Here is a 26,107-nt window from a genome sequence, read left to right as displayed (position 1 = left end):
TTTTAATCTATTTATACAATCATCCTAATGACGCACCATTTAAGGGCAACAGTGATTCACTTAAGGGCATAGTGATACGAAACCTATTCCGTTCCACGAAACCAATGTAAAAACACCCTTTGTTAAAACTCGTTATCTCTGCTTCCTCTTAAAAAGAGCATTTCAATTTAATCATTAAATAACAATGCGTTACTAATGAAAAAACAGCAAGATCACACACATCCACTCTCACCATCTTCATTTATATGCTTATTATCATTCTCCTAAAAATTATCGCTATATTGGTGTGCTTATTGCTCTATCTATGTTCTGAAACAAAAATAGAGACAAGACAACATAAACGATATGTACCTTGTCCGATGGTAAGCATGTAGTAGATGTTAGTAATTGAAGGAGGAAGCAGTATGTTCTGGCTTGTTTTCGTTACACTGATAAGCATAGGTATTACCTATTTTTTCTATCGGCATCGCACCAATCAGCAATTTTTACAGCAACGCTTTGATCAAGTGATTGGCTTGCGACAGCTAATAGATTTACTACGCTTTCATCGTCGACAAACACATAAAGTATTAACACTACAAGGCAAGTCCATAGCCCAGCCAATGCTTGCTGAATCTTTAGCCATACAAAGATTGAGTAAAACTTTACTCTCGCAAGCAGAGCAAGCTCATAAGCCAATGTATCGCGTATTACAGCAACGAACAGCAACAATGCTGAGTGAGTGGCATCAATATAACATTCAGCGAAATCAAATCGTCCACGGTAAAATGATCCGCCATGTACTGTACCTTATCGATGATACGATAACCCAAAGCTTGCTTAATACAGATAAAGCCACACAGTTCCAACACTACCAAACTATCTGGCCCATTATTTTAAATGCGATAGATAACCTTACCCGTTATCGCTACGCCATTGAAAAATATCAAACAGGAATACCAGCAACAACACGTGAAATAGAAGTGCATGTTGAAATTTTTCATCGCCGATTAGAGCAGATTAGCATGCAAGTTCATCAACCAGTACCACCACTATTTATCGACAATTTACGCCAGCAGTTTAATGCTATTCAAATTGAACAACTCCCTGTGGCTCAGGCAAAGCTAAGGTTATATCAACACTCTTTAAAACTGTCTGATGCGCTATATTTACTGTTTGATCTTGTACTTAACGACATTGCGGATGACATCGCCGTTAACCTGCCAAAAAGGAAGCAAGAAAATGCTACAAATGAGACCTCACAAGGCCTAACCAGTTAAGTAATAGATGCACTTAGTCGCTTATAATAGGTACACCCAATTCCTATAAGGGATACCTATGAGATACATACCAATCGGTGTGGCATTTATTGCCTTAAGCCTAGCCCTATCAGGTTGCCAAGAGCAACAAAATACAACCGACAAAACAACCAACACAGCTGAACAAGCAACGCCCAATATCGAAGCACAAAATCAGCGCGAAATTGCCCAACAATTAGGTAAAAACTATGCGCAAATTGCCGACCAACTAAAACAACACATTAATGTTGAAAGCAGTGCTGTACCATTAGAAAGCTTAGTGAAGACGATTAATCTACCTTCACTAACGACCCAAGCGGCTAACACCGAAAAAATGGTCATCGAGAAACGCGGGTTAGATCAGCAACCAGAAGATCTACTGACAGTCTCTTTGGCTAACCCTGCAATGTTACCGGGCGTTGAAGCGGGTCAACAGCCTCTATTTACTTACCAGCAAGATAACGTCAAAGCGGGTGACAGTATCGATATGTTCGATAGTCACGGTGACCTTGTTGTGGGTTCTGCAGATGTGATGCCTGATCAACCTGTATTTATCGTGGGTGTTGATGAGCAAAAAGCGATGCGTGCTGGTCTTGCTACCATGCAATCTGTATTCAACGCAAATGACACAGTAACGCTAGATTACTTACCTAAATTAGCAAGCGCGCCTAAGGTGAGTGAAGAGTTCTTATCGACTACAGTTTTGAAAAAAATCAGTGTTAAAGATGATCAAGAACCTTGGATCTCAGGTAAAGCAGAAATTTACGCTCTAGTAAGTGGTGTTGATCCAAGTCGTGATGAACCAACCCTTGATGTAGTGGAGATGCCTTACTTGGATTACCAAGATCAAGAGTACTACCCGAACCAAATCATAGTGTACTGGGCGCGCTACCGTTGGGGTGCTGCCAACATCATCCTTATGGAGCATGACACTAATACTAACTACCGTGAATTAGCGCAAGTCATTATTAAGACTGCAGCAACGGTTATTGCAAGCCAAATTGATGGTGGTGCAGCAAGCTTACCTATCGTGAATAAGTTAGTGGATGCGATCTTAAAAGCGATCCCAGATGAGACCTTTACCAACAATGACGATATGGTGGACTTCTACTACACCATCCTGCAAACCGATGAGCTAATCGATCAGCCAGGTGCAAGCAACAATGCCACAATCACGCTTGAACCTCGTGAAATTCCATTAACGAAGTAATGTTAATGGAATACCAATCAGGATAAGTCAGTGTTCAGCGGCTTATTCTGATTGGCAGAATCGCGATAACTTTGGATCGCAAGCATAAAAAAACCCAGCTTATTCGCTGGGTTTTTATTTATTCGCTACGCTATCAGGTTATTAACCGATGTGCGTTGTGCCATTCATGTACTTACGTAGTACTTCTGGGATCATAATACGGCCATCAGCTTCTTGATTGTTCTCAAGAATCGCAACCATAGTACGACCAACAGCAAGGCCAGAACCGTTTAATGTGTGTACTAGCTCAAGTTTCTTTTCGCCTTTACGACGGAAACGCGCTTGCATACGGCGAGCTTGGAAATCCCACATGTTTGAACATGAAGAAATTTCACGGTAAGTCTCTTGTGCTGGAACCCAAACTTCTAAGTCGTAAGTTTTACGAGAACCGAAGCCCATATCACCCGTACATAGAATCACTTTACGGTATGGAAGGTCTAATAATTGTAGTACTTTCTCAGCGTGACCCGTTAGTTCTTCCAGAGCATTCATTGAATCTTCTGGTTTAGTAATCTGTACTAATTCAACTTTGTCGAATTGGTGCATACGGATAAGACCACGAGTATCACGACCGTAAGAACCCGCTTCTGAACGGAAACAAGGCGTATGAGCCGTCATTTTCAGAGGCAGATCTGCTTCATCAGTAATAGTATCGCGCACCATGTTTGTCACTGGTACTTCCGCTGTTGGGATCAGTGACATACCTACGCCTTCTTCAGTCGCAGGTTGGGTGTGGAATAGATCTTCGCCGAATTTAGGCAACTGACCAGTACCAAATAGGCTATCGCGGTTCACAAGGTACGGTACATACATTTCTGTGTAGCCGTGCTCGTCTGTGTGTAGATCAAGCATGAACTGTGCAATTGCGCGGTGTAGACGTGCGAATTGACCTTTCATCACGATGAAACGTGAACCTGAGATTTTAACTGCGCTTGCGAAATCAAGGCCATCAGCCATTTCGCCTAGATCAACGTGATCTTTCACTTCAAAGTCGTACGCTTTAGGTTGACCCCAACGTGAAACTTCAACGTTCTCGTTTTCATCTTTACCTGATGGTACTGCATCATCCGGTAAGTTTGGCACAGAAAGCGTGATATCTTGAAGTTCGTTTTGCAGTTCAGCTAGCGCTTTTTTTGCATCATCTAGTTCACTGCCAAGGTTAGCAACGTCTGCTAGAATCTTTTCAGCTTCTTCATGATCGCCTTTAGCTTTAGCTTGACCAATCGACTTCGATCGCGAGTTACGCTGAGCTTGTAGCTCTTCCGTTTTAACTTGAAGGGATTTACGTTGCTCTTCAAGGGCGCGTAATTTTTCTACGTCTAGCGTGAAGCCACGACGTGCGAGTTTGGCAGCTGTATCATCCAGCTCAGTTCGAAGTAATTTAGAATCTAGCATGCTAATCCTATGCTCTGTATATTCTGAAGTGCGTGTTATTTAGACAAATATCGCCTAAATACCTTTATTTTGTTCGGTAACCAGTGCAACTGGTAACTGTCGTTAAACGATACCCAAAAAGCCCTATTATTGGTAGCGCTTTAGTGTGCTTTTTGCATCTAATGCAGCAAGATAATCCAACTTTTCACTAATTTTAGTTTCCAAGCCTCGATTTGTGGGTACATAGAAGCGTGTATCTTTCAATTCTGGTGGGAAATAGCTCTCACCAGCCGCATACGCACCCGGTTCATCGTGGGCGTAACGGTATTCAGCACCATAACCCAAATCTTTCATTAATTTGGTCGGTGCATTACGTAAGTGCGGTGGCACTTCATAATCAGGATGATTACTTGCCAATTGTTTTGCCTGGCTAAACGCCGTGTAAACTGCATTGCTTTTTGGTGCACACGCTAGATAAACGATAGCTTGAGCGATAGCACGCTCGCCTTCATAAGCCCCGACGCGGGTATAGCAATCCCATGCTGATACAGCCACTTGCATGGCGCGCGGATCAGCATTGCCCACATCCTCAGATGCAATCGCTAATAAACGACGTGCGATATACAAAGGGTCACAGCCTGCTTGTAGCATTCTGGCAAACCAATACAGCGCACCATCAGGGCTTGAGCCTCGAATCGACTTATGAACAGCAGATATCATGTCGTACCAAAGGTCGCCTTTGTTATCAAAGCGCGCGACTTTTTCACCTGCCACTTCAGCTAATAAGGCCAGAGTGATCTGCTTAATGCCTTTGCTATCTTCCTCTGCCATGTCGACAAGTTGTTCTAGGTAGTTCAGTGACATTCGCGCGTCACCACACACGAGCTCAGCTAATCGTGCTTTCACATCATCAACAAATGCAAGGTTATCGTCGGTAATACCGCGCTCTGTATCTGACAGAGCTTGTTCAATAACAGCAAGTACTTCATCGTTTTCTAGCGACTTTAGTTTATAAACACGCGCACGTGATAATAGTGCGTTGTTTAATTCAAACGACGGATTTTCTGTTGTTGCGCCAATGAAAGTCACTGTGCCATCTTCAATATGTGGCAAGAAAGCATCTTGCTGGCTTTTATTAAAGCGATGTACCTCATCCACAAACAAGATAGTACGGCGGCCTGCCATTTTATTTTCACGCGCTTTATCAATCGCAGCACGAATGTCTTTCACGCCAGAAGTCACGGCAGAAACGCGTTCCACTTCGGCTTGAGCATAATTTGCGGCAACTTCAGCCAAGGTTGTTTTACCTGTGCCTGGCGGGCCCCAAAGGATCATAGAATGAAGGTGGCCAGCTTCTAGCGCGCGGCGTAGCGGTTTACCTTCACCCAGAATATGACGCTGACCAATATATTCTTGCACTGTTCGCGGACGCATACGCGCGGCTAATGGGCGAAAATCAGAAGAGAAATCTAGGCTCAAATTGCTCACAACAACCCCTTAAATAACAAAAGGTGACCCCATGAGGCCACCTATAAATCTTAACGAACGGGAGTTCAACGTAATTAGTTACGTTGATCATCCAGCTCTACGCCTTTAGGCGGCACAAAGGTAAACATGCTCGCTTTAGGTTCTGCCTTTTTAAATTGGCTAAATGTAAACTGGCTACGTTGACCATCTTGTTCGATCACAGAGAAACCTCGGACTTCACCCGATTTAGCCACAGTGAGTACAAATTTCCCCATCGAAGTATTGGTTGCTTTAGGCGTTAGCGTAAAGGTATCAGCTGTTTGAGCAACATTATAATTAGCCCAATCTGCATCACTGTTACGAGTGAGCAATACAAACGGGGTTTGCTCTGTCGCATCTTTCAGCCACATAGCCGTGACTTGTTCAATGAAGGGGCTGTAATACCATAAGGTTTTACCATCTGACACCAGCATATTTTCGTCAGGTGTCAACGTATTCCAACGGAAAAGGTTCGGACGTTTAATTGCCATATCCCCCTCACCTTCAACCAGTAAATCCCCTTCAGGGCTCACGACCTTTTGGGCAAAAGACGCACTAAATGCATTCACTTTATCGAGTCTGGTGCTTAATTCTTGCTGAGGCGTCGCCCATGCGGCAGTTGTCATCAATAACGGTGCCATCAATAGCGGGCCAATCAATAGACGTTTCACAAGTGTATTTTTAATCATTATTAAACCTTCTCTAATCAGGCCTGAACTGAATTGTCTTAATGCAGGCTCTGCTTATTAATCTCGTGGTGGTGGCGCTGGCGCAAGTACTTCACGGTTACCATTATGCCCCGGTGAACTCACAATGCCATGCGATTCAAGTTGCTCAACTATTCGAGCGGCTCGGTTATAGCCAATCTTGAATTTACGTTGAACGCCCGAAACGGAACCTCGGCGAGTTTCAGTTACAAACGCAGCAACTTGATCGAACAACTGATCCAAATCATCATCGCCAGCAACCGGCGTTTCACCCGGAAGTAAACCGTCGGCTCCCTGATCGGTATTTAGAATGCCGTCAATGTATTGTGGTTTCGCACGGGCTTTCCAATCGTTAACCACGTTATGTACGTCATCATCTGATGCAAACGCACCGTGAACACGCACTGGGTGGTTTTGGCCCGCAGGTAAGTACAACATATCACCCATACCAAGGAGTGATTCAGCCCCACCCTGATCCAGAATGGTACGTGAGTCCGTTTTAGTCGATACGGTAAACGCCATACGACTCGGAATATTCGCTTTAATTAAGCCAGTAATAACATCAACCGATGGACGTTGGGTCGCCAAGACTAAGTGAATACCCGCGGCACGTGCCTTTTGCGCTAATCGCGCAATCAGCTCTTCAACTTTCTTGCCCACAACCATCATTAAGTCGGCAAACTCATCAACAATAACAACAATGCTTGGCATTTTTTCAAGCAAAGGTGCATGTTCATCCATGCTATCGCCAGGCTGCCAAATTGGATCGTAAATTGGATGCCCTGCCTCTGCCGCTTCTTTGAGCTTAGCATTAAAGCCTGCAAGGTTACGGACACCAACGGCTGCCATTAGTTTGTAACGGCGCTCCATCTCACCAACACACCAACGCAGGGCATTGCCCGCATCTTTCATGTCGGTAACCACTTCCGTCAGTAAGTGTGGGATACCTTCATAGATAGAAAGTTCCAACATTTTCGGGTCAATCATGATGAAGCGACACTCATCAGGTGTACATTTGTACAACAAGCTGACAATCATGACGTTCACACCCACGGATTTACCCGAGCCCGTTGTACCCGCCACCAGCAAGTGAGGCATTTTGCAAAGGTCGGCCACCACGGCTTCACCCGCAATGTCGTAGCCCAATACAATCGGCAATGCGCCTTTCATTTCTTTAAATTTATCGCTGTCTACCACTTGCGACATGTAGACGGTTTCACGGTTCTCATTTGGTAACTCTAAACCGATATAGGGTTTGCCCGGGATAACTTCAACCACACGCACCGCCGTCGCAGATAGCGCACGAGCCAAATCTTTTGCCAAGCCAGAAATACGGCTAACTTTTACACCCGCCGCTAAGTCCAGCTCATAACGAGTTATAACAGGGCCAGGGTACACCCCAACCACTTTGGCTTTAATTTTGTAATCTGCCAGTTTTGATTCAACAAGGCGCGCTGTGTGCATCAACTCTTCTTCTGTCGCTGGCTGTACGTTTTGGCGTGCAGGAGCAAGTAAGTCAATTGTTGGCAATGGCGAAGTGGGTACAGGCAGATCCGCTTCTGATTTCATCAGGAATGGGTTATCAAGCCCCGCTGCATGTACTTGTTCTTTTTGTGCATCACGAATACGCTTTAAGAAAGCATCTTCATCACTCATCTCATCCGCAGCACTATCAACTAACTCACCATTAGATGTCCCCGCATCGCTTTGCTGCGCCCGTTCTAGTTCTGACAATCCATCATGAACACCAATTTCAATATTTACTGGTGATTCTTGTGCCGCATAGTCAGCATCTTCAATCAGATCTGCCTCTACAACCATTGAGTGAGCAGTAGGTGCCACTTGTGGTTCTGGTATAGGCTCAGCAGGCGAAAACGTAGGTGCAATTTCAGGTTCACTCACGGCTTGTGCTTGTGCTTGTGCAGCTAATACCGCAGAAGATGCAGTAATCGAATCTGGTGACATTGGCGTTAATTCAAGTGCAGGCTCATCGGTTTCAATAACGCCAAAATCTTGATTAAACGCAGGGGTATTATCAACCACGTCTGCTGCAACACGCGCTGCCGCATAACTCTCAGTTATATTACCAACCGCTTCAGTTACGTTAACAACAGGTTCCGAGGCAGGCACTGCAGTTTGTTCAGGTTCGTCAACATACATGGTGAAGTTTTCATCACGGTCAAGCTGCTGCTCTAGCTGAGCGATGGTCATCCCCTTCGCTTGCGCCGTTGAATTAGCGGCCATTGGCTCTTCAGCCATGACTGTAGCTTCTGCCATTACAGGAGCTACAGCTTGCGGCTCTGCTGTCTGCTCTGCCGCAACAGGCGTAGGCGCTGCGTATACTGGCGTTTCAGTCACCATTGTACTGGCTTGTGCACCTTCTGTTTGCGCCGCAGCAACAGTACTCGCCACTGCGACAACAGGACGAGGGTTAATCACGATACGCGGTAAGTCATCATCTTGTTGCGAAGTAACTGGCGTTTGAACTTGAGCGGCTGAATGAGCATGGGATAGATTATCGTCACCTTGCATCGCCGCTGGGCGACTATTTGATGCAAGTAAAACATCATCAGCATCAGGTATTGAATCTTGCTGACCTTGGCCCGCAAAAGGATTATCCATATGGTGTAAATCAGCCACATTAGGTTCGGCTGCAAATGGTTCATCTTTAGCAAATGACGTTAATGTTTCTGAACGATCGGAGCGTACTTTATTTAAAAGCCATGCCATCGAAGCCAGCGTACTTTCACCTAAGGTATCGACGATCGAAAGCCACGAGATCCCCGTGAACAGGGTAAAGCCGACCGCCCACAAGAACATCATGACTAAAGTGGTACCCAGCAGGTTAAACAGTGGTAATGCCATGTTCGAGACAACATCACCTATCACGCCCCCTGAAGAAAAATACCAGATATCATCAAAATTAAGATCAGCAAGGCTGCAGCTCGCTAAGAAAAGAATCAGCATTCCCAGCAACCGTGTTCCGTAGATCATAAAATCAATCGGTTCACGAACGCCGCGTCGACGGAACAATACCCACGCAGCTAATATAAGTGCGACAGGTAATGAATACGCCAATGAGCCAAAAGTAAAAAACAAACTATCAGCCACAAAAGCACCGAATGCGCCTGCTTTATTTTGAACAGGACCTTGCCATGCAGTTTGCGACCACGAAGGATCGGCAGGGTCAAAACTGACTAATGCGACCATTATGTAAATAGATGCAAAAAGTGCAATTATAAGAAAGCTTTCCAGTAAACGCTGAACACCGCTTAGGCGTATTTTCGTTGACTGCTTGCCTTTAACCTTCCTCAAAGAAATCTCCATTGTCATTGCTACTGGCTACTCCCGTCACACTATCTGGGTTATTTATGTTTTTTATTGCTTCAAGTGAAACAGACTTAGCAAAATACATTTTACGAATATTATCTGTATCGATGTTATACCAGATCTCGCCATGAAGGGAAAAACCACTGGATAACTGATCAGTCTATTGTAATCGTTTATGGAGAGGAATAACGCATGGAATTGTTAAAACACGCGAATAATCGGTGAATTTTAAAGCAATTAAATCTATCGTTGTGGTAATGCGGTAGCGATATCACATAACTAAGGGGCATAAATGAAGATAAGGGGGGGATAAAAACAATTCAAGCGACCGAGGCCGCTTGAGTATTGAAAGAGAAACCGACACCTTTGGTATTAATACACGATTAACGCGTTTTAATCACAAGATGGTTAGTTTGCTTCACTTCTTCCATAACTACGTATGTACGCGTGTCATTCACACCAGGAAGGCGCAACAGGGTTTCACCCAATAACTTACGGTACGCAGACATATCACATACACGTGTTTTAAGTAGGTAGTCAAAATCACCAGATACAAGATGGCACTCTTGAATGCCTTCAAGCTCTTGCACTGATTTATTAAACTCTTCAAACACATCTGGTGTGCCACGGTTAAGTGTAATCTCAACGAACACCAATAAAGACGCGTCAAGGAATTGAGGATTCAACAGTGCTGTGTAACCGCTAATGTAAGCTTGTCGCTCTAGGCGGCGTACACGCTCAAGACACGGCGTTGGTGAAAGACCTACACGTTTAGATAGCTCAACGTTTGAAATTCGGCCATCTTTCTGTAGTTCGTTCAGAATGTTACGGTCAATGCGATCCAATTCCTTGGATGGTTTCTTTTTGGTATCTACCATTTTTTATTCCACCTTCTTACTTCCTTGCAAAAAAATATACTACATCTTTCTAATATTTAGAATCAAATACTCTAGTAGTCAAACTATACTGCCATTAGATCCGCATTTATAACCTTCTCAATAGCACGTCACACTATAATATAGCGGGAGTAGCAGGATGATCATTGGTGTACCCAAAGAGATAAAGAATCACGAATATCGGGTGGGGTTAACCCCAGCCAGTGTGCGTGAACTTGTGTTACTCGGCCACCAGGTTCTTATTGAATCTAATGCAGCAATTGGTATCGGCTTTGTTGATGCAGACTACCAAGCTGTAGGCGCTTCCATTATTTCTACAGCTAAAGAAGTTTTTACCAGATCAGAGATGATTGTCAAAGTAAAAGAGCCTCAAGCAGTAGAAAGAGCTATGCTTCGCGAAGGACAGATACTATTCACCTACCTTCACCTCGCTCCTGATTTTCCTCAAACCAAAGAACTTATACAAAGCAAAGCCATTTGCATCGCTTACGAAACAGTAACAGATAAATACGGCAGATTACCACTATTAGCACCTATGTCTGAGGTCGCTGGCAGAATGTCCATCCAAGCAGGGGCCCAAACACTAGAGAATTCTAGCGGTGGACGTGGATTATTATTAAGCGGCGTTCCCGGTGTTTCACCCGCTAACGTGGTAATTCTAGGGGGCGGTGTTGTGGGATCTAATGCTGCTCGCATGGCAGTAGGAATGCGTGCTGACGTGACCATTTTAGACCGAAATATAGACACCCTTCGCTCCTTAGATAAGGAATTTCAAGGCCGCGCAAAAGTCCTTTATTCCACGAGAGAAGCCATCGATAAACTGGTTCCTGTTGCCGACCTTATTATTGGTGCTGTACTCATACCAGGGGCTGCTGCACCCAAGCTAATATCAGCTGAGCATATAGATAGAATGAAGGCTGGCTCTGCCTTAGTGGATGTCGCCATCGATCAAGGTGGTTGCTTTGAAACCTCCCACCCGACAACACATACCGACCCAACGTACATCATCAATGGCGTGGTACATTATTGTGTTGCTAACATGCCTGGCGCTGTCGCACGCACCTCAACTTTCGCGCTCAATAACGCGACCCTACCTTATGTCATTAAGCTGGCGGAAAAAGGCTATAAAAAAGCATTATTAGAAGATGATGGATTCATAAATGGCATGAATGTCATGTATGGCAAGGTGACCTGTAAAGAAGTGGCCGATGCATTCAATTTGCACTATACAGACCCATCTGTTGCTATAAGTATGCATTAACTTATAACTAAATATTCTAGATAGGCCTCAGTAAAATGAGGCTTTTTTATCCTTTTTTTTACACTCTGCTAGCAAGATAGTCTGAATCTATTAATAGAATTGATAACCCTTATCACCAAGTCCTTCCTTTACACCGACAATTTACCTACAATCGTTCACCATATAAGAATTATCTCATTCAGCCTGGAGAAGAAATGAGTAACGTAAGACACTGTAATCTGCTCATCCTTGGTTCTGGCCCTGCGGGCTATACTGCAGCGGTTTATGCAGCACGTGCGAACCTTAATCCAGTCATGATCACTGGCATGCAGCAAGGCGGCCAACTGACGACCACAACAGAAGTGGAAAACTGGCCAGGTGATGCTGAAGGCTTAACAGGCCCTGCATTAATGGATCGCATGAAAGAACATGCTGAAAAGTTTGAGACTGAAATCATTTTTGATCACATAAGTGAAACTGATTTTAGCCAACGCCCTTTCCGCCTCAAAGGTGACAATGGTGAGTACACGTGTGATGCGTTAATCATTTCTACAGGTGCATCAGCGAAATACCTTGGCTTAGAGTCTGAAGAAGCATTCAAAGGCCGCGGTGTATCAGCCTGTGCAACCTGTGATGGATTCTTCTACCGCAACCAAAAAGTCGCGGTTGTTGGTGGTGGTAATACCGCTGTGGAAGAAGCACTTTACTTGTCAAACATTGCGTCTGAAGTTCACCTTATTCACCGCCGTGATACGTTCCGTTCTGAAAAAATCCTCATCAAGCGTTTAATGGATAAAGTTGAGAACGGTAATATTATTCTGCACACTGACCGTACGCTTGATGAAGTATTAGGCGACGACATGGGTGTAACAGCTGTTCGCATTAAAGACACCCAGTCTGATGCCACAGAAACCATCGAAGTCATGGGCGCATTTATTGCTATTGGCCACCAGCCAAACACTGCAATTTTTGCAGGCCAGCTTGAAATGGAAAATGGCTACATCAAAGTTCAGTCAGGTACCCAAGGCAATGCAACGCAAACCAGTGTTGAGGGTGTATTTGCCGCTGGCGATGTGATGGACCATACCTACCGCCAAGCGATTACCTCGGCGGGTACAGGTTGCATGGCCGCACTCGACGCTGAACGCTACCTCGATGCGCTTGACGAGCAACAATAATAACTGAATACCGAATAGGCTGCCTTGTGCAGCCTTTTTGCGTTAATGATGAAACTAATTACATCCAATTAGCAGCATCATTAATCGCAGCTATATCGCGCTTTGGCACTCAGTTCGTCATTCTCAGTTTGCACTCATGGCACTCAGAGTCTTGACTTGCTAACCTGCCTTTTATCAACAGCCCATAGCTTTTAGAACCTTTTTTTATGGATAAACAATTACAACGCGATTTAACCAAGTGGCTAAAATCACAAAGTAAACTAGCAAAACGCTGGTTGATGCTGAGTGTTGGCCTTGGTTTTGTCTCAGGGTTGCTTCTAGTTGGACAAGCCGCTTTGCTGGCTCATATCCTTCATCAACTCATTATTGAACACACAGACAAGAGTGAATTAGTCGGCCATTTCATCGGCTTAATCACGGTTGTTGGTTTACGCGCAGCGTGCAGCTGGGGACGAGAAGTCTTTGGTTATCGTTGTGGCGAACAAATTCGCCTCCATATTCGCCAACTCATCATGCAACGCCTACATAATTTAGGCCCTGCCTATATAAAAGGTAAACCTGCAGGTGCATGGGCCAGTTTAGTATTAGAGCAAGTGGAAGAGATGCAAGATTTCTTCTCTCGTTATATTCCACAAATGTCTATTGCGGTATTGGTTCCCCTCACCATTTTGGTCGTTGTGTTCCCGCTCAACTGGGCAGCTGGTTTAATTTTCTTAATCACCGCGCCTTTAGTGCCCATTTTCATGGCTCTTGTGGGGCTTGGCGCTGCTGATGCTAACCGCCGTAACTTCAAAGCATTACAGCGTTTATCCGGCCACTTTTTTGACCGTTTACAAGGCCTGTCGACTCTTCGTTTGTTCAATCGAGCTGAAGCTGAAGCAGAGAATCTGCATGTCGCATCTGATGTGCTGCGTAAGCGTACGATGGAAGTACTACGCCTCGCGTTCTTATCATCTGCGGTATTAGAGTTCTTCTCTTCAATCTCAGTCGCTATGGTTGCCGTCTACTTTGGTTTCACCTTTATCGGTGAACTTAACTTCGGCACTTATGGCATCCCCTTAAGCCTATTTACTGGCTTATTTGTGCTTGTTTTGGCACCTGAGTTTTACCAACCGTTACGTGATTTAGGCACTTTCTACCATGCTAAAGCGCAAGCAATTGGCGCGGCAGAGTCGATTGTTGAGTTCTTAAATGCCGAAGCGGACGAAATGGAACAAGGTACTGATAACTTACCATCACCTGAAACCATTCAAATTGAAGCCAATGCACTTGAAGTATTAAGTCCTGAAGGACAAGTACTCGCAGGTCCACTCACTTTTGCCATCAAACCCAATGAGCACGTCGCGCTTGTGGGCCCAAGTGGTGCAGGTAAAACCAGCTTATTAAACGCGATATTAGGTTTCCTACCCTACCGTGGTAGCCTAAAAGTGAATGGGGTTGAGCTCAAAGCATTGGATCACAGCCAATGGCGTCAAGCTATCAGCTGGGTGGGCCAAAACCCAATGTTAGTTCACGGCACTGTTCGCGACAATGTAACACTGGGTAACCCGCTGGCGACCGATGAACACGTTCGCCAAGTGACACAGCAAGCTTATGCCGATGAATTCATCGACCGTTTAGAGCTTGGAGATCAACACATAGTGGGTGATCGCTCGGGTGGTTTATCTGTCGGTCAGGCTCAGCGTATTGCAGTTGCCCGTGCCATGTTACAAAACGGGGCTTTCTGGCTACTTGATGAACCGACAGCCAGCCTAGACGCAAACAGCGAGCGCCTAGTGCTCGATAGTTTATCTATTGCGGTGCGTGGGCAAACCACACTGATGGTGAGCCACCGTCTTGATCAACTATCGATGATGGATCGTGTCTTTGTAATGGAGAACGGTCAACTGGTTCAAAATGGTCATTTCGATATGATTCGCGAACAAGGTTTACTTGCTGAAATGTTAGCAAACAAAGATATGAGGGATCTCGATGCGTGATTTACTCCCTTACCTAAAACTTTACCGTAAACACTGGTTTGGACTCACTCTAGGCATGCTGCTTGGTTTAGGTACCATACTCGCGGCAATGAGCTTATTAACGCTATCGGGTTGGTTTATTTCGGCGTCAGCTATTGCCGGGTTAACCATTGCACGCGAAACCTTTAACTACATGTTACCGGGTGCGGGTGTTCGTGGTTTCTCGATGGCAAGAACGGCCGGTCGTTGGGGCGAGCGCGTCGTCAGCCATAATGCCACGTTTAAGCTATTGGCTGACTTACGTTTATTTTTCTTCCGTAAATTAACGCCACTTATTCCAGGTCGTCAAACGAATCTGCGTGATGCCGATTTATTAAACCGTTTAGTTGCTGATGTCGATGCGATGGACCACGTCTACCTTCGATTAATCAGCCCATTAGTGATTGGCGTTATTGGCTTAATTTCGATTACGGCCTTTTTATGCTGGTTTGACATGGCGATCGGCTTAACTCTTGGTGCCATCTTGCTTGGCTTGATGCTCGCCTTGCCCGTTATCTTCTACCGATTAGGTAAAGCCAACGGTGAAGCCTTAACCATGGCAAAAGCCAACTACCGAGTAAAACTGCTTGATTGGATACAAGGTCATGCGGAGCTACTACTCTTTAATGCTGAAAAGCGCTACCGCCAAGAAGCCGAGTTAGAACAAGACAGCTTGTTAGATGCCCAACGAAAAATGGCATCACTAACCGGTTTTGCCAATGGCATGTTAATGGCTTCGACGGGTTGGACATTAGTGCTAATCCTCTGGATAGCTGCTGACGGTGTCGGTGGCAACATGCCCGACCCATTCATCGCGTTAGTTGCGTTCGCGACTATGGCAAGTTTCGAAATGATGATGCCTGTCGCTGGTGCCTTCCAGTACCTAGGACAAACCCTAACCTCTGCGCGTCGTTTGAATGAAATCATTGAAGCCACGCCAGATACGCCGTTTGATCCAAATGGTCACCAAGCGGTTGTGCGTGGCGATGTCACTATCGATAACATCAGCTACACCTACTACGGTAGTGACAAACCGGTACTAAACCAAGTATCGGTTAGCCTACAAGCTGGCCAAAAGCTGGCGCTACTTGGTCGTACTGGTTGTGGTAAATCAACCCTGCTACAACTCTTGACGCGTAGCTGGGATCCACAACAAGGCAACATCAGTATCGATGGTGTGGCATTACCTCAGTGGCATGAAGCTTCACTGCGTGATGCGATTACCGTGGTCAGCCAACGCGTAGATGTTTTCAATGGTTCGCTACGCGAAAACCTCTTGTTAGCGAAACCAAGTACATCTGATGATGAATTAGCCGCAACTCTTCAGCGCGTTGGTCTTGATGCGTTACTTGAAGATAAAGCACTTGATACTTGGTTAGGAGAAGGTGGACGTCAGATCTCTGGTGGTGAACGTCGTCGTATTGGCATTGCACGTGCGCTTTTACACGATGCACCTATCCTATTACTGGATGAGCCAACAGAAGGACTGGACCGTCGTACAGAGCAGCAAATCCTACGTTTATTAATGGAACACGCGAAAGATAAGACAGTGCTCTTTATTACGCATCGCCTTGTTGGCCTTGATCAGATGGATCACATTTGTTTAATGGACGAAGGCAGTATTATTGAAGAAGGTAAGCACCAAGCGCTACTTGAGCGTAATGGCCGCTACACTGAATTGTGGGATCGCCTTTAGTCGATAAACCTGATTAATAGAAACGATAAAAAACGGGTAGCCAGTGGCTACCCGTTTACTTTTATAATGCATGCTCTTTAGGGATAAACAACAAAAAGGCTATGGGTATGTTTTATCCACTCGCACACCATCACTGAAGTACAGAATACGCACCTCGTCACCACGGTTGAAAATCATGCTCTGATCAACATCTTGAATCACATCAATGAATTTTCCATCTTCACTTTTAATAAGAAGTTCAACCAAACGATATTGAATCACCTGCTGGGTATTTTGACGGTTATGTGCATAACCGGCGCCAGCAACAACACCAACGGCTGTCGCGACCTCACGCCCTCGACCACCGCCAAACTGATTACCAATCAAGCCACCAACCACACCACCCAGTAAGGTTTCCCAACCGCTATGCTGAGAGTTAATCACTTCTTGCTGCGTGATATAACGTACAGAATCCACATTACCAAATACAATTTGATTCACAGCACGCGCTTCATTGCGCTTATAAGGAGCCGCCGTCAACGTCAGAGGGACGATTAGCAGTAACATTAACAACTTTCTCATATATAATTTCTCTACTAACAGTTATTACTTTGATTATATGGCCATTTATCTACCCGAACTGAGTTTGTCGACAACCCAATTTCCAAGCCCTCATACCGCACTTGACGATCCGAACGGCTTACTCGCGTTTGGGGGTGATCTATCGCCTCAACGCTTACTGGCAGCCTATCAACAAGGTATCTTCCCTTGGTATTCAGAAGGTGAACCCATTTTATGGTGGAGCCCAGCGCCACGCGCTGTATTTTGCCCGACCAGTTTCCAGCCAAGTAAAAGCTTGCGTAAATTTGCTCGTAAGTCAGATTACCAGATCACCCTGAACCGAGCCTGTGCTCAGGTTATCGAGCAGTGCGCAGCTTGCCGTGGTCCAGATGAAACTTGGATCATGCCTGATATGATAGCGGCCTATAAAACAATGCACTTACATGGTTACTGCCATTCTGTCGAAGTTTGGCAAGATAACCAACTCGTTGGCGGACTGTATGGAATTCAAGTCGGCTCAGTCTTTTGTGGTGAGTCTATGTTTACCCTCGCTGATAACGCCTCAAAAATGGCTCTCTGGTACTTTATCAGACACTTTAAAGCTCACGGTGGTTCACTCGTAGATTGCCAAATAATGAACAATCACTTGCAGTCACTTGGCGCAACAACATCCGAACGTGAACCATTTTTGGCACACCTTGCAGAAGCAAAGACTGCCATACTTGAATCAGGCTGTTTCACTCCTCAAATTTTAAGGCTGCCAGCAGAGTAACCATGAATGATCTTAGTTTTCGTATTGGGCTAACCCCGACTTCAGATTGTAACTATCTACCAAATCAACGGGAGCAGCTTGGCGTTGTTATCGATCAAGACTGGTTTAGCCCTCATGGCTATCAGCTTCTTATCGCTTCAGGCTATCGTCGCAGCGGTAAAGCTATCTATAAGCCAATGTGCTCCGCTTGTCAGGCCTGCGTCCCCTTGCGTGTCGATTGCTTTTTATTTTCACCATCAAAAAGCCAGAAGCGCCAGCTTAATCAAATGAAAAAATTGCGCTGGGAATTTAAACCTCAGTTAGATGACGACTGGTTCTCGCTATACGAAAAATACATCACAGCACGCCATGCAAACGGATCTATGTATCCACCCAACAAAGCGCATTTCTTTGAGTTTAGTACGGCTGAATGGATGGATAGCTTATTCCTTCATGTATATGATGACCAAAAGCTTATCGCGATTGCCGTTACTGACGTGTTTGAACATGCCCTAAGCGCGGTATATAGCTTTTTCGACCCCGATTCGACCCTGTCTTTGGGGACGCTCTGCGTGTTATTCCAAATCCAGTATTCTCGGAAAACAGGTCGTCGCTGGCTGTATCCGGGATACCAAATTGATGGCTGTAAAGCCATGAATTACAAAGTTCGCTTCCAGCCTCATCAAAAACTTATTGATGGACAATGGCAGTCTCAGTAGGCATGGTATAGCTGCAATTTCGTGCTCTCATACATTTTTAGGTTGTAACTACGGGCTCTATTTACACAAAAAGATAAATAAATCCGTATTAATCCAGAACAAAAGCTGACAAAGGATCCCTGCAAGGGTAAAATTGCGACCTAAACTTTACACTTAAACAGTTTCGAGGCATTATCCAGCCCGATCAGAAGCATGGCTGGTAGCCTAAGAGGATTCAATGGCAAAAGAAGACGTAATTGAAATGCAAGGTACTGTACTTGATACACTACCTAACACAATGTTCCGCGTTGAGCTAGAAAACGGTCACGTTGTAACCGCTCACATCTCTGGTAAAATGCGTAAAAACTATATCCGTATTCTTACTGGCGACAAAGTAACTGTGGAACTGACTCCATACGACCTGACTAAAGGCCGTATCGTCTTCCGTGCTCGTTAATCTTTTATAGATTAAAGAATACAGATGGAACCCAGCACTATGCTGGGTTTTATTTATCTAAAAAATAGCACCATTCTCTCGTTACCGCCCTATTTTCGCCCCTTCAGCTTCATCATAAAAATCCCTCATAGTGACGATAAAATTATTTTATTTGCCTCATGTTGTATTCGGTTGTTTAATCGCATCGCACCCAGTTGTATCCCTAATTTTTCAACCGAGGTGTAGACGGGTTCAGCCATGAACCTCATCTTTCTTTCATACCGTGAACCTATTTACAGCACGGCCATGTAGGAATGCTAATGAAACCTCTCGCAATCCACGATGCACTAGTACAACTGAGCCTAGTGACCGTTTGCGATAACGCAGCCAATATTCCCTCTCAAAAAGTTATGCTAACGCCATCGACTTCTGTTACCCGTCGAAAAAAAAGGACATCGCTCAGGCGAAGTCAAAGGGCTCAGTTAGCTTAGTCAATATGGCTTAATCGGTTTCATTCAGCTTGCGATACATATTATTTTTCAAATAGATATGCTCTTTCGCTCGCCTGATGAATCTTATCAACTTGGTGCTTGCAGCCTAATAATCAAATTACGACAACTGTCATTAACGCCTGCTGCTTGCCCGCAATCACTGATCGAGGAAAAAACATGAGTGATTGGTCTATCAATGATGCACGTGACGTCTACAACACCCCTTACTGGGGTCAAGGCTACTTTGACATTAACGCTCAAGGTGAAGTTATTGCAAAGCCTGACAATCTCAACCCGAACAATACCGTTGCCCTCTCACAACTGGCTGATGAGCTTATTGCCAAAGGCGCATCATTACCGGTATTAGTTCGTTTCCCTGATATTTTGCATCATCGGGTGGACAGCCTATGTTCGACCTTTAACCAAGCAATCGAACACTATGGCTACCAAGGTGAATATCTTGCGGTTTACCCTATTAAAGTGAACCAACAAGATGCCGTCGTTAGTGAAATTTTAGCAAGCCAATATGCTAAACAGCAGCGTCAACTTGGATTAGAAGCTGGCAGCAAACCTGAATTGATGGCGGTGCTAGCAATGGCACAACAAGCAAGTTCAGTGATTGTTTGTAACGGCTACAAAGATCGTGAATATATCCGCTTAGCGCTAATTGGTGAAAAACTCGGTCACGAAGTTTACATTGTTCTAGAAAAGCTATCTGAACTGCACACCGTCATGCAAGAGGCTGAAGCATTAGGCGTAAGACCTCGCTTAGGTTTACGCGCACGCCTTTCCTCTCAAGGTAAAGGCAAATGGCAAGCAAGCGGTGGCGAGAAGTCTAAGTTTGGTCTATCAGCCTCTCAAGTGCTGACAGTGATCAACACACTTCGCGACAACGACATGCAAGACTGCTTACAGCTATTGCATTTCCACCTAGGCTCTCAAATCGCCAATATTCGCGATGTACGCAATGGTGTGGGTGAGGCTGGCCGTGTCTATGCCGAATTGTGCAAACTAGGCGCTGGGATTACCACCGTTGATGTAGGTGGTGGTTTGGCCGTGGACTATGAAGGAACACGTAGCCAAAGTAGCTGCTCAATGAATTACAGCTTACGTGAATACGCGAATAACGTGGTTTATACCCTCGGTGACATCTGTAAAGAGTATGACATTCGTATGCCACGAATCATCTCTGAATCAGGCCGTAACTTAACGGCTCACCATGCTGTACTCATCACTGATGTTGTCGGCGTTGAAAGCTATAAACAAGAGTCTGTATACCCGCCAGAAGCGTCAGCACCACTGATACTACATAACATGTGGAATTCTTGGCAGGATCTGAAAGCACTGAGCGATCACCGTTCGCTGGTTGAAATTTACCATGACAACCAAAGCGATCTTGCTGAAGTACACACTCAGTTTGCCATGGGTATGTTGAGCTTTACCGAACGTGCGTGGGCTGAACAAATCAGCTTACGTTTATGCTACGAGCTTGAAAAACGACTATCGACTAAAAACCGTGCACACCGCCCATTATTAGACGAAATGCACGAGCGTTTAGCTGATAAGTTCTTTGTGAACTTTTCACTATTCCAATCACTGCCAGATGCATGGGGGATCGATCAGATTTTCCCTGTGCTACCGCTAAGTAAATTGGACAAAGAGCCTGAGCGTCGCGCTGTGATTCTTGACGTGACGTGTGATTCAGACGGTGCAATCGATCAGTATGTAGAAGGCCAAGGCATTGAAAGTACACTCGCTGTACCAACATGGACCGATGAATCGCCATACCGCTTAGGCTTTTTCATGGTAGGTGCCTACCAAGAAGTGCTGGGCAACATGCACAACTTATTTGGCGATACTGATACTGCAATTGTTCGTTGTAACGCGGAAGGTAGCTACGACATAGAGCAAATAGTACGTGGTGACAGTGTGGGTGATGTACTTCGTTATGTACACCTTGATTCAGAGCAGTTCCTACACCAATATGAGCTGATGGTAAAACAGCATCTACCAGAAGACGAACATGAAACTATTCTGGCAGAGCTGGCTGAAGGCCTAAAAGGTTACACCTATCTAGAGTGAGAGTGATTCGCTCGATTCTCAGCGCTTAAAGCCGTCACTGACAACATGTTTAACACAGCTCGAATCGTAGGTTCGAGCTGTTAGGAGTTTTACTATGGCAACACTAGCCACACACCCTGATTACTCACTGTATGCCAATGCCTTTGGCTTTTTACGCCAGCCGTTAGATTTTAATCCGCAAGCATCAGATGCAGATGTCATCATTACTGGTGTGCCATTTGATATGGCGACGACGGGCCGTTCTGGCAGCCGTATGGGGCCTGGCGCTATTCGCCAAATTTCAACCAACCTTGCATGGGAAGGGAAGCGCTGGCCTTGGTCTTTTTCGCTGACAGACAAAATTAGCATGGCTGATTGCGGTGATCTTGTTTTTGACTGTGGTGATGCAGGCCAAATGTGCGAACGCCTAGAACAGCATGCCACCAGCTTGATAGAGCAAGGTAAAACCTTACTGACATTTGGCGGTGATCACTTTGTCACGCTGCCTTTGCTACGTGCGCATGCTAAAAAACACGGCGAAATGGCACTGATCCATTTCGACGCGCACACAGATACCTATGATATGGGTAGTCAGTACGATCACGGCACCATGTTTTATCATGCACCAAACGAAGGTTTGATCGATCCTAAGCACTCAGTGCAAATTGGTATTCGTACTGATTATGACAACACTCTGGATTTTAATGTGATTGATGCTGGCACAGCTAATGATTGGTCTGTTGAGCAAATTGTCGAAAATATTAAGCAAACCGTCGGCGATCGCCCTATTTACTTAACATTTGATATTGATTGCCTCGATCCTGCTTTTGCTCCGGGAACTGGTACACCGGTTTGCGGTGGCTTAACGTCTGATAAAGCACTGAAAATCATTCGTGGCTTACAAGGCATTAACTTGATTGGCATGGATGTAGTAGAAGTTGCACCAGCCTACGATCATGCCGACATGACAGCATTAGCGGCAGCGACTATCGCAACAGATTTACTGCACCTTTGGGCTAGTCAGCGCTAACCGCAGATAAATAGCGAAACGCGTAAGTTTAGATAAAAAATAACCGCCAATTGGCGGTTATTTTATTTCTAACGAAAAGATCACTTAGCTTAATAAGTGGAGATTAGTGTGCAGGTTCCATTTCACTACTGAATTGGAAATCTAGCTCATCATTCACTAAATCAACACGTACCGAACCACCGTTAGTTAGGCAACCAAACAATAACTCGTTTGCCATTGGTTTTTTAAGGTTCTCTTGGATAACACGTGCCATTGGACGCGCACCCATCGCTTTATCGTAGCCTTTATCAGATAACCACTGACGAGCGACTTCAGACACTTCCATTGAAACACCGCGTGCATCAAGCTGTGCTTGTAACTCAACAATGAACTTATCAACCACTTGGTGAATAACATCTTTTTCAAGGTGATTAAACCAAATGATGTTATCTAAACGGTTACGGAATTCAGGCGTAAATACGCGCTTAATTTCCGCCATTGCATCGTGACTGTGATCTTGCTGAATCAGACCAATCGATTTACGTACTGTTTCCGTTACACCCGCATTGGTTGTCATCACGAAGATAACATTACGGAAGTCAGCTTTACGGCCATTGTTATCTGTTAGCGTACCGTTATCCATAATTTGCAATAGCAAATTAAATACATCTGGGTGTGCTTTTTCGATTTCATCAAGCAACACAACAGAATGAGGTTGTTTGATAACAGCATCGGTTAACAGACCACCTTGATCGTAACCGACATAGCCCGGAGGTGCACCAATCAAGCGACTCACTGTGTGACGTTCCATATACTCAGACATATCAAAGCGCAGTAGCTCAATGCCTAAAGTACGTGCAAGCTGAACGGTCACTTCTGTTTTACCTACCCCTGTAGGGCCCGCAAACAAGAATGAACCAACAGGCTTATTGTCTGCCCCTAAACCGGCACGGCTTAGTTTAATGGCTTCTGTAAGTACGTTAATTGCGGGATCTTGTCCGAACACCAGCATCTTCAGTTTGCTATCAAGGTTTTTCAGTACATCGCGATCACTTGAAGAAACTGATTTCTCTGGGATACGTGCCATTTTGGCGATCATTGCCTCAATGTCACTCACATTCACCGTTTTCTTTCGACGGCTAGCAGGAGCAAGACGACAACGAGCACCCGCTTCATCAATTACATCAATCGCCTTATCAGGCAGATGACGTTCGTTAATGTATTTCGCTGAAAGCTCTACCGCAGCACGAATCGCTTTATTGGTAAAACGCACCTCATGGTGTGCTTCGTATTTTGGCTTCAAGCCCATCAAAATCTTAGTGGTGTCATCAAGCGATGGTTCAATCACATCAATTTTTTGGAAACGGCGAGACAAGGCACGCTCTTTCTCAAAAATATTGCTGTACTCTTGATAAGTCGTCGAGCCCATGCAGCGTAATTTACCGCTACTAAGCAATGGCTTAATTAAGTTAGCCGCATCAACTTGACCGCCAGAAGCCGCACCAGCACCGATAATCGTGTGGATCTCATCAATGAACAATACCGCATGTTCTTCTTTTTCAAGTTGCTTCAAAATACCTTTGAAACGTTTCTCGAAATCACCACGGTATTTCGTGCCCGCCAATAGCGAACCAATATCCAATGAGTAAATAACACAGTCTTTGATGATATCAGGCACTTGGCCTTCAACAATACGCCATGCTAATCCTTCCGCGATAGCCGTTTTACCGACACCCGCTTCACCAACTAACAATGGGTTATTCTTACGGCGACGACACAGCACTTGAACCGTACGTTCAAGTTCACCATCTCGACCAATTAATGGGTCAATCCCCCCCGCTTTTGCAAGATGATTGAGGTTCGTTGCGAAGTTCTCTAGTTTATCTTCAGAGTTTTGTTCTGCGCGAACTTCTTCACCACCAACATCAGCCCCACCCATATCATCGTTGTCACTATCTTTCACGGTACCGTGAGAAATAAAGTTAACAACATCAAGGCGGCTAATGTCACTTTTCTTAAGCAAGTAAGCAGCGTGAGATTCCTGTTCACTGAAAATCGCAACAAGGACATTGGCCCCAGTTACTTCACTTCGACCAGAAGACTGAACATGGAAAACAGCACGTTGAAGTACACGCTGGAAGCTGAGTGTAGGTTGGGTTTCTCGGCTCTCATCATCAGCAGGGATAAGAGGCGTGGTTTGCTCGATAAAAGAATCAAGCTCTTTGCGAAGCTGATCCAAATCCGCACGACAAGCAATGAGTGCCTCTTGTGCTGAAGCGTTCTCAAGCAATGCCAGTAGCAGATGCTCGACTGTCATAAATTCATGGCGCTTCTCTCGTGCTCGAGCGAATGCTCCATTCAAGCTAGCTTCAAGTTCTTTGTTTAGCATAGGCACCTCCCCTAAATACCACTCAAAATGGCGTGCCGGAAAAAGCTAGGCTTTTTCCATCGTACACAACAGCGGATGTTCATGCTCTCTTGCGTGCATCATTACCTGTGCCACTTTTGTTTCAGCGACTTCGGCAGTAAAGGTGCCACAAATAGCTTTTCCTTCATAATGCACTGAAAGCATCAACTGTGTTGCTTTCTCCAGATCCATGGAGAAGAACTTCTGTAACACTTCTATCACAAAATCCATCGGTGTGTAATCATCATTATTGATAAGTACCTTATACATCGATGGTGGTTTTACTTGAGCTTCTTCCTTATCTAAGACATCAGACTCAGGCACAACCCATTCATATAACTTACTCATAAACCTAACTTATACGCTCGGTAGAAACAAACCAAAAATCAACAATTTTCAACAATTTCTATTGCCAACAATCAGTGCAGCGCTAGCACTTTTGCCTACCTATATACTGAGACTAATGCACACATTGTATTCCAGCAAATCTAAGATGACCATGCTCAAAGTCTTATGAGGTGATTCAGCGCAGATCATAAGTACAAACAGTATGCATAATCAAAAAACACGAGTGCTTTATAAGCGAAACCACCATGCTCGCTAGGCTAATATTGCGGAATAAGCCCAGAATGTACCACCCCTGAGACATCCCCGAAATATCCAAATTAACGGCCAGATATTTACTAGGAAATCATCATTGAAAATGACTCTCATTTCATTATTTCAATAACATCCTACTGCTTTTAGCGACACAAATAAGATTTTATCGGGATGTTACAATATGCACTTGACTGTCTAGCTTCATTTACTAAAGTGTAACCTGTAGTAGGTATAAACTGCATCAAAATAGCATTAGTATGCAAGACAAGTCTTTGACACCCCTGTACACTAAATGCTCAATGGAACTGAAATGCGAAGAAGGAAGTATAAGCATGGCAACAGGTACAGTTAAGTGGTTCAATAACGCCAAAGGATTTGGGTTCATTTGTCCAGAGCAGGGTGATGGCGATATCTTCGCACACTATTCTACCATTCAAATGGATGGGTATCGTACGCTTAAAGCGGGCCAGCAGGTCAACTATACGATAGAAACCGGTCCTAAAGGTTTCCATGCCAGTGAAATCGTTCCCGTTGAAGGTGAACTCACTAAGTAGTCTTCTCTCTGGCATTATTAAAGGTGAGCGTCTTGCTCACCTTTTTTGTCTCTGAAATTAATATTCAATGAATAGTAATTGAATATTTGGCAATACAAACAAATCACACC

The 26,107-nt window shown here is 44.8% G+C and carries 20 protein-coding genes; 12 read left to right on the top strand and 8 right to left on the bottom strand.

Annotation, left to right across the window (positions count from 1 at the left end):
• Positions 1 to 404 precede the first annotated feature (404 nt).
• The gene (locus ASV53_RS11015; protein WP_094957128.1) at positions 405 to 1,259 is read left to right on the top strand and encodes a hypothetical protein; all 855 of its coding nucleotides are present in this window, start codon (positions 405 to 407) and stop codon (positions 1,257 to 1,259) included.
• 58 nt (positions 1,260 to 1,317) lie between these two features.
• The gene (locus tag ASV53_RS11010) at positions 1,318 to 2,487 is read left to right on the top strand and encodes a DUF3103 family protein (RefSeq protein ID WP_094957127.1); all 1,170 of its coding nucleotides are present in this window, start codon (positions 1,318 to 1,320) and stop codon (positions 2,485 to 2,487) included.
• A gap of 141 nt (positions 2,488 to 2,628) precedes the next feature.
• On the opposite strand, the gene serS is transcribed toward ASV53_RS11010, so the two are convergent.
• From serS to lrp, 5 genes are all read right to left on the bottom strand, one after another.
• Positions 2,629 to 3,921: a serine--tRNA ligase gene (serS, locus tag ASV53_RS11005; RefSeq protein WP_094957126.1), complete on the bottom strand. Its 1,293-nt coding sequence runs from the start codon at positions 3,919 to 3,921 to the stop codon at positions 2,629 to 2,631.
• A gap of 126 nt (positions 3,922 to 4,047) precedes the next feature.
• Positions 4,048 to 5,388 carry a replication-associated recombination protein A gene (locus ASV53_RS11000; protein ID WP_094957125.1) on the bottom strand — a complete coding sequence of 447 codons (1,341 nt, stop codon included), beginning with the start codon at positions 5,386 to 5,388 and terminating at the stop codon, positions 4,048 to 4,050.
• Between the two features lie 74 nt (positions 5,389 to 5,462).
• Complete coding sequence (gene lolA, locus ASV53_RS10995) at positions 5,463 to 6,095, bottom strand: outer membrane lipoprotein periplasmic chaperone LolA (protein WP_094957124.1); 633 nt, start codon at positions 6,093 to 6,095, stop codon at positions 5,463 to 5,465.
• Positions 6,096 to 6,152: 57 nt separating this feature from the next.
• The gene (locus ASV53_RS10990; RefSeq protein ID WP_439126482.1) at positions 6,153 to 9,428 is read right to left on the bottom strand and encodes a DNA translocase FtsK 4TM domain-containing protein; all 3,276 of its coding nucleotides are present in this window, start codon (positions 9,426 to 9,428) and stop codon (positions 6,153 to 6,155) included.
• A 398-nt stretch (positions 9,429 to 9,826) separates the two neighbouring features.
• Complete coding sequence (gene lrp / locus ASV53_RS10985) at positions 9,827 to 10,321, bottom strand: leucine-responsive transcriptional regulator Lrp (protein WP_048896983.1); 495 nt, start codon at positions 10,319 to 10,321, stop codon at positions 9,827 to 9,829.
• Positions 10,322 to 10,478: 157 nt separating this feature from the next.
• On the opposite strand from lrp, the gene ald reads away from it, so the two are divergent.
• The 4 genes from ald to cydC all read left to right on the top strand — a co-directional run bounded on the left by ald (position 10,479) and on the right by cydC (position 16,450).
• Positions 10,479 to 11,600 (top strand): alanine dehydrogenase, encoded by a 1,122-nt coding sequence (gene ald, locus ASV53_RS10980; RefSeq protein ID WP_062688519.1) that lies wholly within the window; start codon positions 10,479 to 10,481, stop codon positions 11,598 to 11,600.
• A gap of 194 nt (positions 11,601 to 11,794) precedes the next feature.
• Positions 11,795 to 12,757 carry a thioredoxin-disulfide reductase gene (trxB, locus tag ASV53_RS10975; protein ID WP_094957123.1) on the top strand — a complete coding sequence of 321 codons (963 nt, stop codon included), beginning with the start codon at positions 11,795 to 11,797 and terminating at the stop codon, positions 12,755 to 12,757.
• 206 nt (positions 12,758 to 12,963) lie between these two features.
• Positions 12,964 to 14,736, top strand: a complete 1,773-nt coding sequence (gene cydD / locus ASV53_RS10970; protein ID WP_094957122.1) for a heme ABC transporter permease/ATP-binding protein CydD — start codon at positions 12,964 to 12,966, stop codon at positions 14,734 to 14,736.
• Complete coding sequence (gene cydC, locus ASV53_RS10965) at positions 14,729 to 16,450, top strand: heme ABC transporter ATP-binding protein/permease CydC (RefSeq protein WP_094957121.1); 1,722 nt, start codon at positions 14,729 to 14,731, stop codon at positions 16,448 to 16,450. Before cydD ends, cydC begins: the two co-directional genes overlap by 8 nt.
• A gap of 99 nt (positions 16,451 to 16,549) precedes the next feature.
• Here cydC and ASV53_RS10960 read toward each other — a convergent pair whose 3' ends face one another.
• Positions 16,550 to 17,011, bottom strand: a complete 462-nt coding sequence (locus ASV53_RS10960) for an outer membrane lipoprotein (protein WP_062688517.1) — start codon at positions 17,009 to 17,011, stop codon at positions 16,550 to 16,552.
• A gap of 37 nt (positions 17,012 to 17,048) precedes the next feature.
• On the opposite strand from ASV53_RS10960, the gene aat reads away from it, so the two are divergent.
• From aat to speB, 5 genes are all read left to right on the top strand, one after another.
• On the top strand, positions 17,049 to 17,762 hold the full coding sequence (aat, locus tag ASV53_RS10955) for a leucyl/phenylalanyl-tRNA--protein transferase (RefSeq protein ID WP_062688515.1): 714 nt from the start codon (positions 17,049 to 17,051) through the stop codon (positions 17,760 to 17,762).
• A 2-nt stretch (positions 17,763 to 17,764) separates the two neighbouring features.
• On the top strand, positions 17,765 to 18,460 hold the full coding sequence (locus tag ASV53_RS10950; protein ID WP_094957120.1) for an arginyltransferase: 696 nt from the start codon (positions 17,765 to 17,767) through the stop codon (positions 18,458 to 18,460).
• A 217-nt stretch (positions 18,461 to 18,677) separates the two neighbouring features.
• The gene (gene infA, locus ASV53_RS10945; RefSeq protein WP_005298441.1) at positions 18,678 to 18,896 is read left to right on the top strand and encodes a translation initiation factor IF-1; all 219 of its coding nucleotides are present in this window, start codon (positions 18,678 to 18,680) and stop codon (positions 18,894 to 18,896) included.
• Between the two features lie 647 nt (positions 18,897 to 19,543).
• Positions 19,544 to 21,448 carry a biosynthetic arginine decarboxylase gene (speA, locus tag ASV53_RS10940; protein WP_094957119.1) on the top strand — a complete coding sequence of 635 codons (1,905 nt, stop codon included), beginning with the start codon at positions 19,544 to 19,546 and terminating at the stop codon, positions 21,446 to 21,448.
• 94 nt (positions 21,449 to 21,542) lie between these two features.
• Positions 21,543 to 22,457 carry an agmatinase gene (gene speB, locus ASV53_RS10935; protein ID WP_094957118.1) on the top strand — a complete coding sequence of 305 codons (915 nt, stop codon included), beginning with the start codon at positions 21,543 to 21,545 and terminating at the stop codon, positions 22,455 to 22,457.
• A gap of 103 nt (positions 22,458 to 22,560) precedes the next feature.
• Here the strand turns inward: speB and clpA are convergent, their stop codons facing one another.
• Together clpA and clpS are read right to left on the bottom strand one after the other, a co-directional pair.
• The gene (gene clpA, locus ASV53_RS10930) at positions 22,561 to 24,825 is read right to left on the bottom strand and encodes an ATP-dependent Clp protease ATP-binding subunit ClpA (RefSeq protein ID WP_094957117.1); all 2,265 of its coding nucleotides are present in this window, start codon (positions 24,823 to 24,825) and stop codon (positions 22,561 to 22,563) included.
• Between the two features lie 45 nt (positions 24,826 to 24,870).
• Positions 24,871 to 25,191 carry an ATP-dependent Clp protease adapter ClpS gene (gene clpS, locus ASV53_RS10925; RefSeq protein ID WP_094957116.1) on the bottom strand — a complete coding sequence of 107 codons (321 nt, stop codon included), beginning with the start codon at positions 25,189 to 25,191 and terminating at the stop codon, positions 24,871 to 24,873.
• 584 nt (positions 25,192 to 25,775) lie between these two features.
• Here clpS and cspD point away from each other — a divergent pair.
• Positions 25,776 to 25,997, top strand: a complete 222-nt coding sequence (cspD, locus tag ASV53_RS10920) for a cold shock domain-containing protein CspD (protein ID WP_062688509.1) — start codon at positions 25,776 to 25,778, stop codon at positions 25,995 to 25,997.
• The last annotated feature ends 110 nt before the right edge of the window (positions 25,998 to 26,107 follow it).

It is taken from the genome of Photobacterium sanguinicancri (genome assembly GCF_002265265.1).
Taxonomy (GTDB): domain Bacteria; phylum Pseudomonadota; class Gammaproteobacteria; order Enterobacterales; family Vibrionaceae; genus Photobacterium; species Photobacterium sanguinicancri.
The sequence above is the reverse complement of the archived record's forward strand: the minus strand, read 5'-3'. Positions and strand labels throughout refer to the sequence as shown.

Coding starts and splice junctions, on each gene's coding strand:
- ASV53_RS11015 (WP_094957128.1), top strand. CDS start 405: ATGTTCTGGCTTGTTTTCGTTACACTGATAAGCATAGGTATTACCTAT.
- ald (WP_062688519.1), top strand. CDS start 10,479: ATGATCATTGGTGTACCCAAAGAGATAAAGAATCACGAATATCGGGTG.
- ASV53_RS10960 (WP_062688517.1), bottom strand. CDS start 17,011: ATGAGAAAGTTGTTAATGTTACTGCTAATCGTCCCTCTGACGTTGACG.
- speA (WP_094957119.1), top strand. CDS start 19,544: ATGAGTGATTGGTCTATCAATGATGCACGTGACGTCTACAACACCCCT.
- cydC (WP_094957121.1), top strand. CDS start 14,729: ATGCGTGATTTACTCCCTTACCTAAAACTTTACCGTAAACACTGGTTT.
- speB (WP_094957118.1), top strand. CDS start 21,543: ATGGCAACACTAGCCACACACCCTGATTACTCACTGTATGCCAATGCC.
- cydD (WP_094957122.1), top strand. CDS start 12,964: ATGGATAAACAATTACAACGCGATTTAACCAAGTGGCTAAAATCACAA.
- ASV53_RS10950 (WP_094957120.1), top strand. CDS start 17,765: ATGAATGATCTTAGTTTTCGTATTGGGCTAACCCCGACTTCAGATTGT.
- clpA (WP_094957117.1), bottom strand. CDS start 24,825: ATGCTAAACAAAGAACTTGAAGCTAGCTTGAATGGAGCATTCGCTCGA.
- serS (WP_094957126.1), bottom strand. CDS start 3,921: ATGCTAGATTCTAAATTACTTCGAACTGAGCTGGATGATACAGCTGCC.
- ASV53_RS11010 (WP_094957127.1), top strand. CDS start 1,318: ATGAGATACATACCAATCGGTGTGGCATTTATTGCCTTAAGCCTAGCC.
- infA (WP_005298441.1), top strand. CDS start 18,678: ATGGCAAAAGAAGACGTAATTGAAATGCAAGGTACTGTACTTGATACA.
- clpS (WP_094957116.1), bottom strand. CDS start 25,191: ATGAGTAAGTTATATGAATGGGTTGTGCCTGAGTCTGATGTCTTAGAT.
- lrp (WP_048896983.1), bottom strand. CDS start 10,321: ATGGTAGATACCAAAAAGAAACCATCCAAGGAATTGGATCGCATTGAC.
- trxB (WP_094957123.1), top strand. CDS start 11,795: ATGAGTAACGTAAGACACTGTAATCTGCTCATCCTTGGTTCTGGCCCT.
- aat (WP_062688515.1), top strand. CDS start 17,049: ATGGCCATTTATCTACCCGAACTGAGTTTGTCGACAACCCAATTTCCA.
- cspD (WP_062688509.1), top strand. CDS start 25,776: ATGGCAACAGGTACAGTTAAGTGGTTCAATAACGCCAAAGGATTTGGG.
- lolA (WP_094957124.1), bottom strand. CDS start 6,095: ATGATTAAAAATACACTTGTGAAACGTCTATTGATTGGCCCGCTATTG.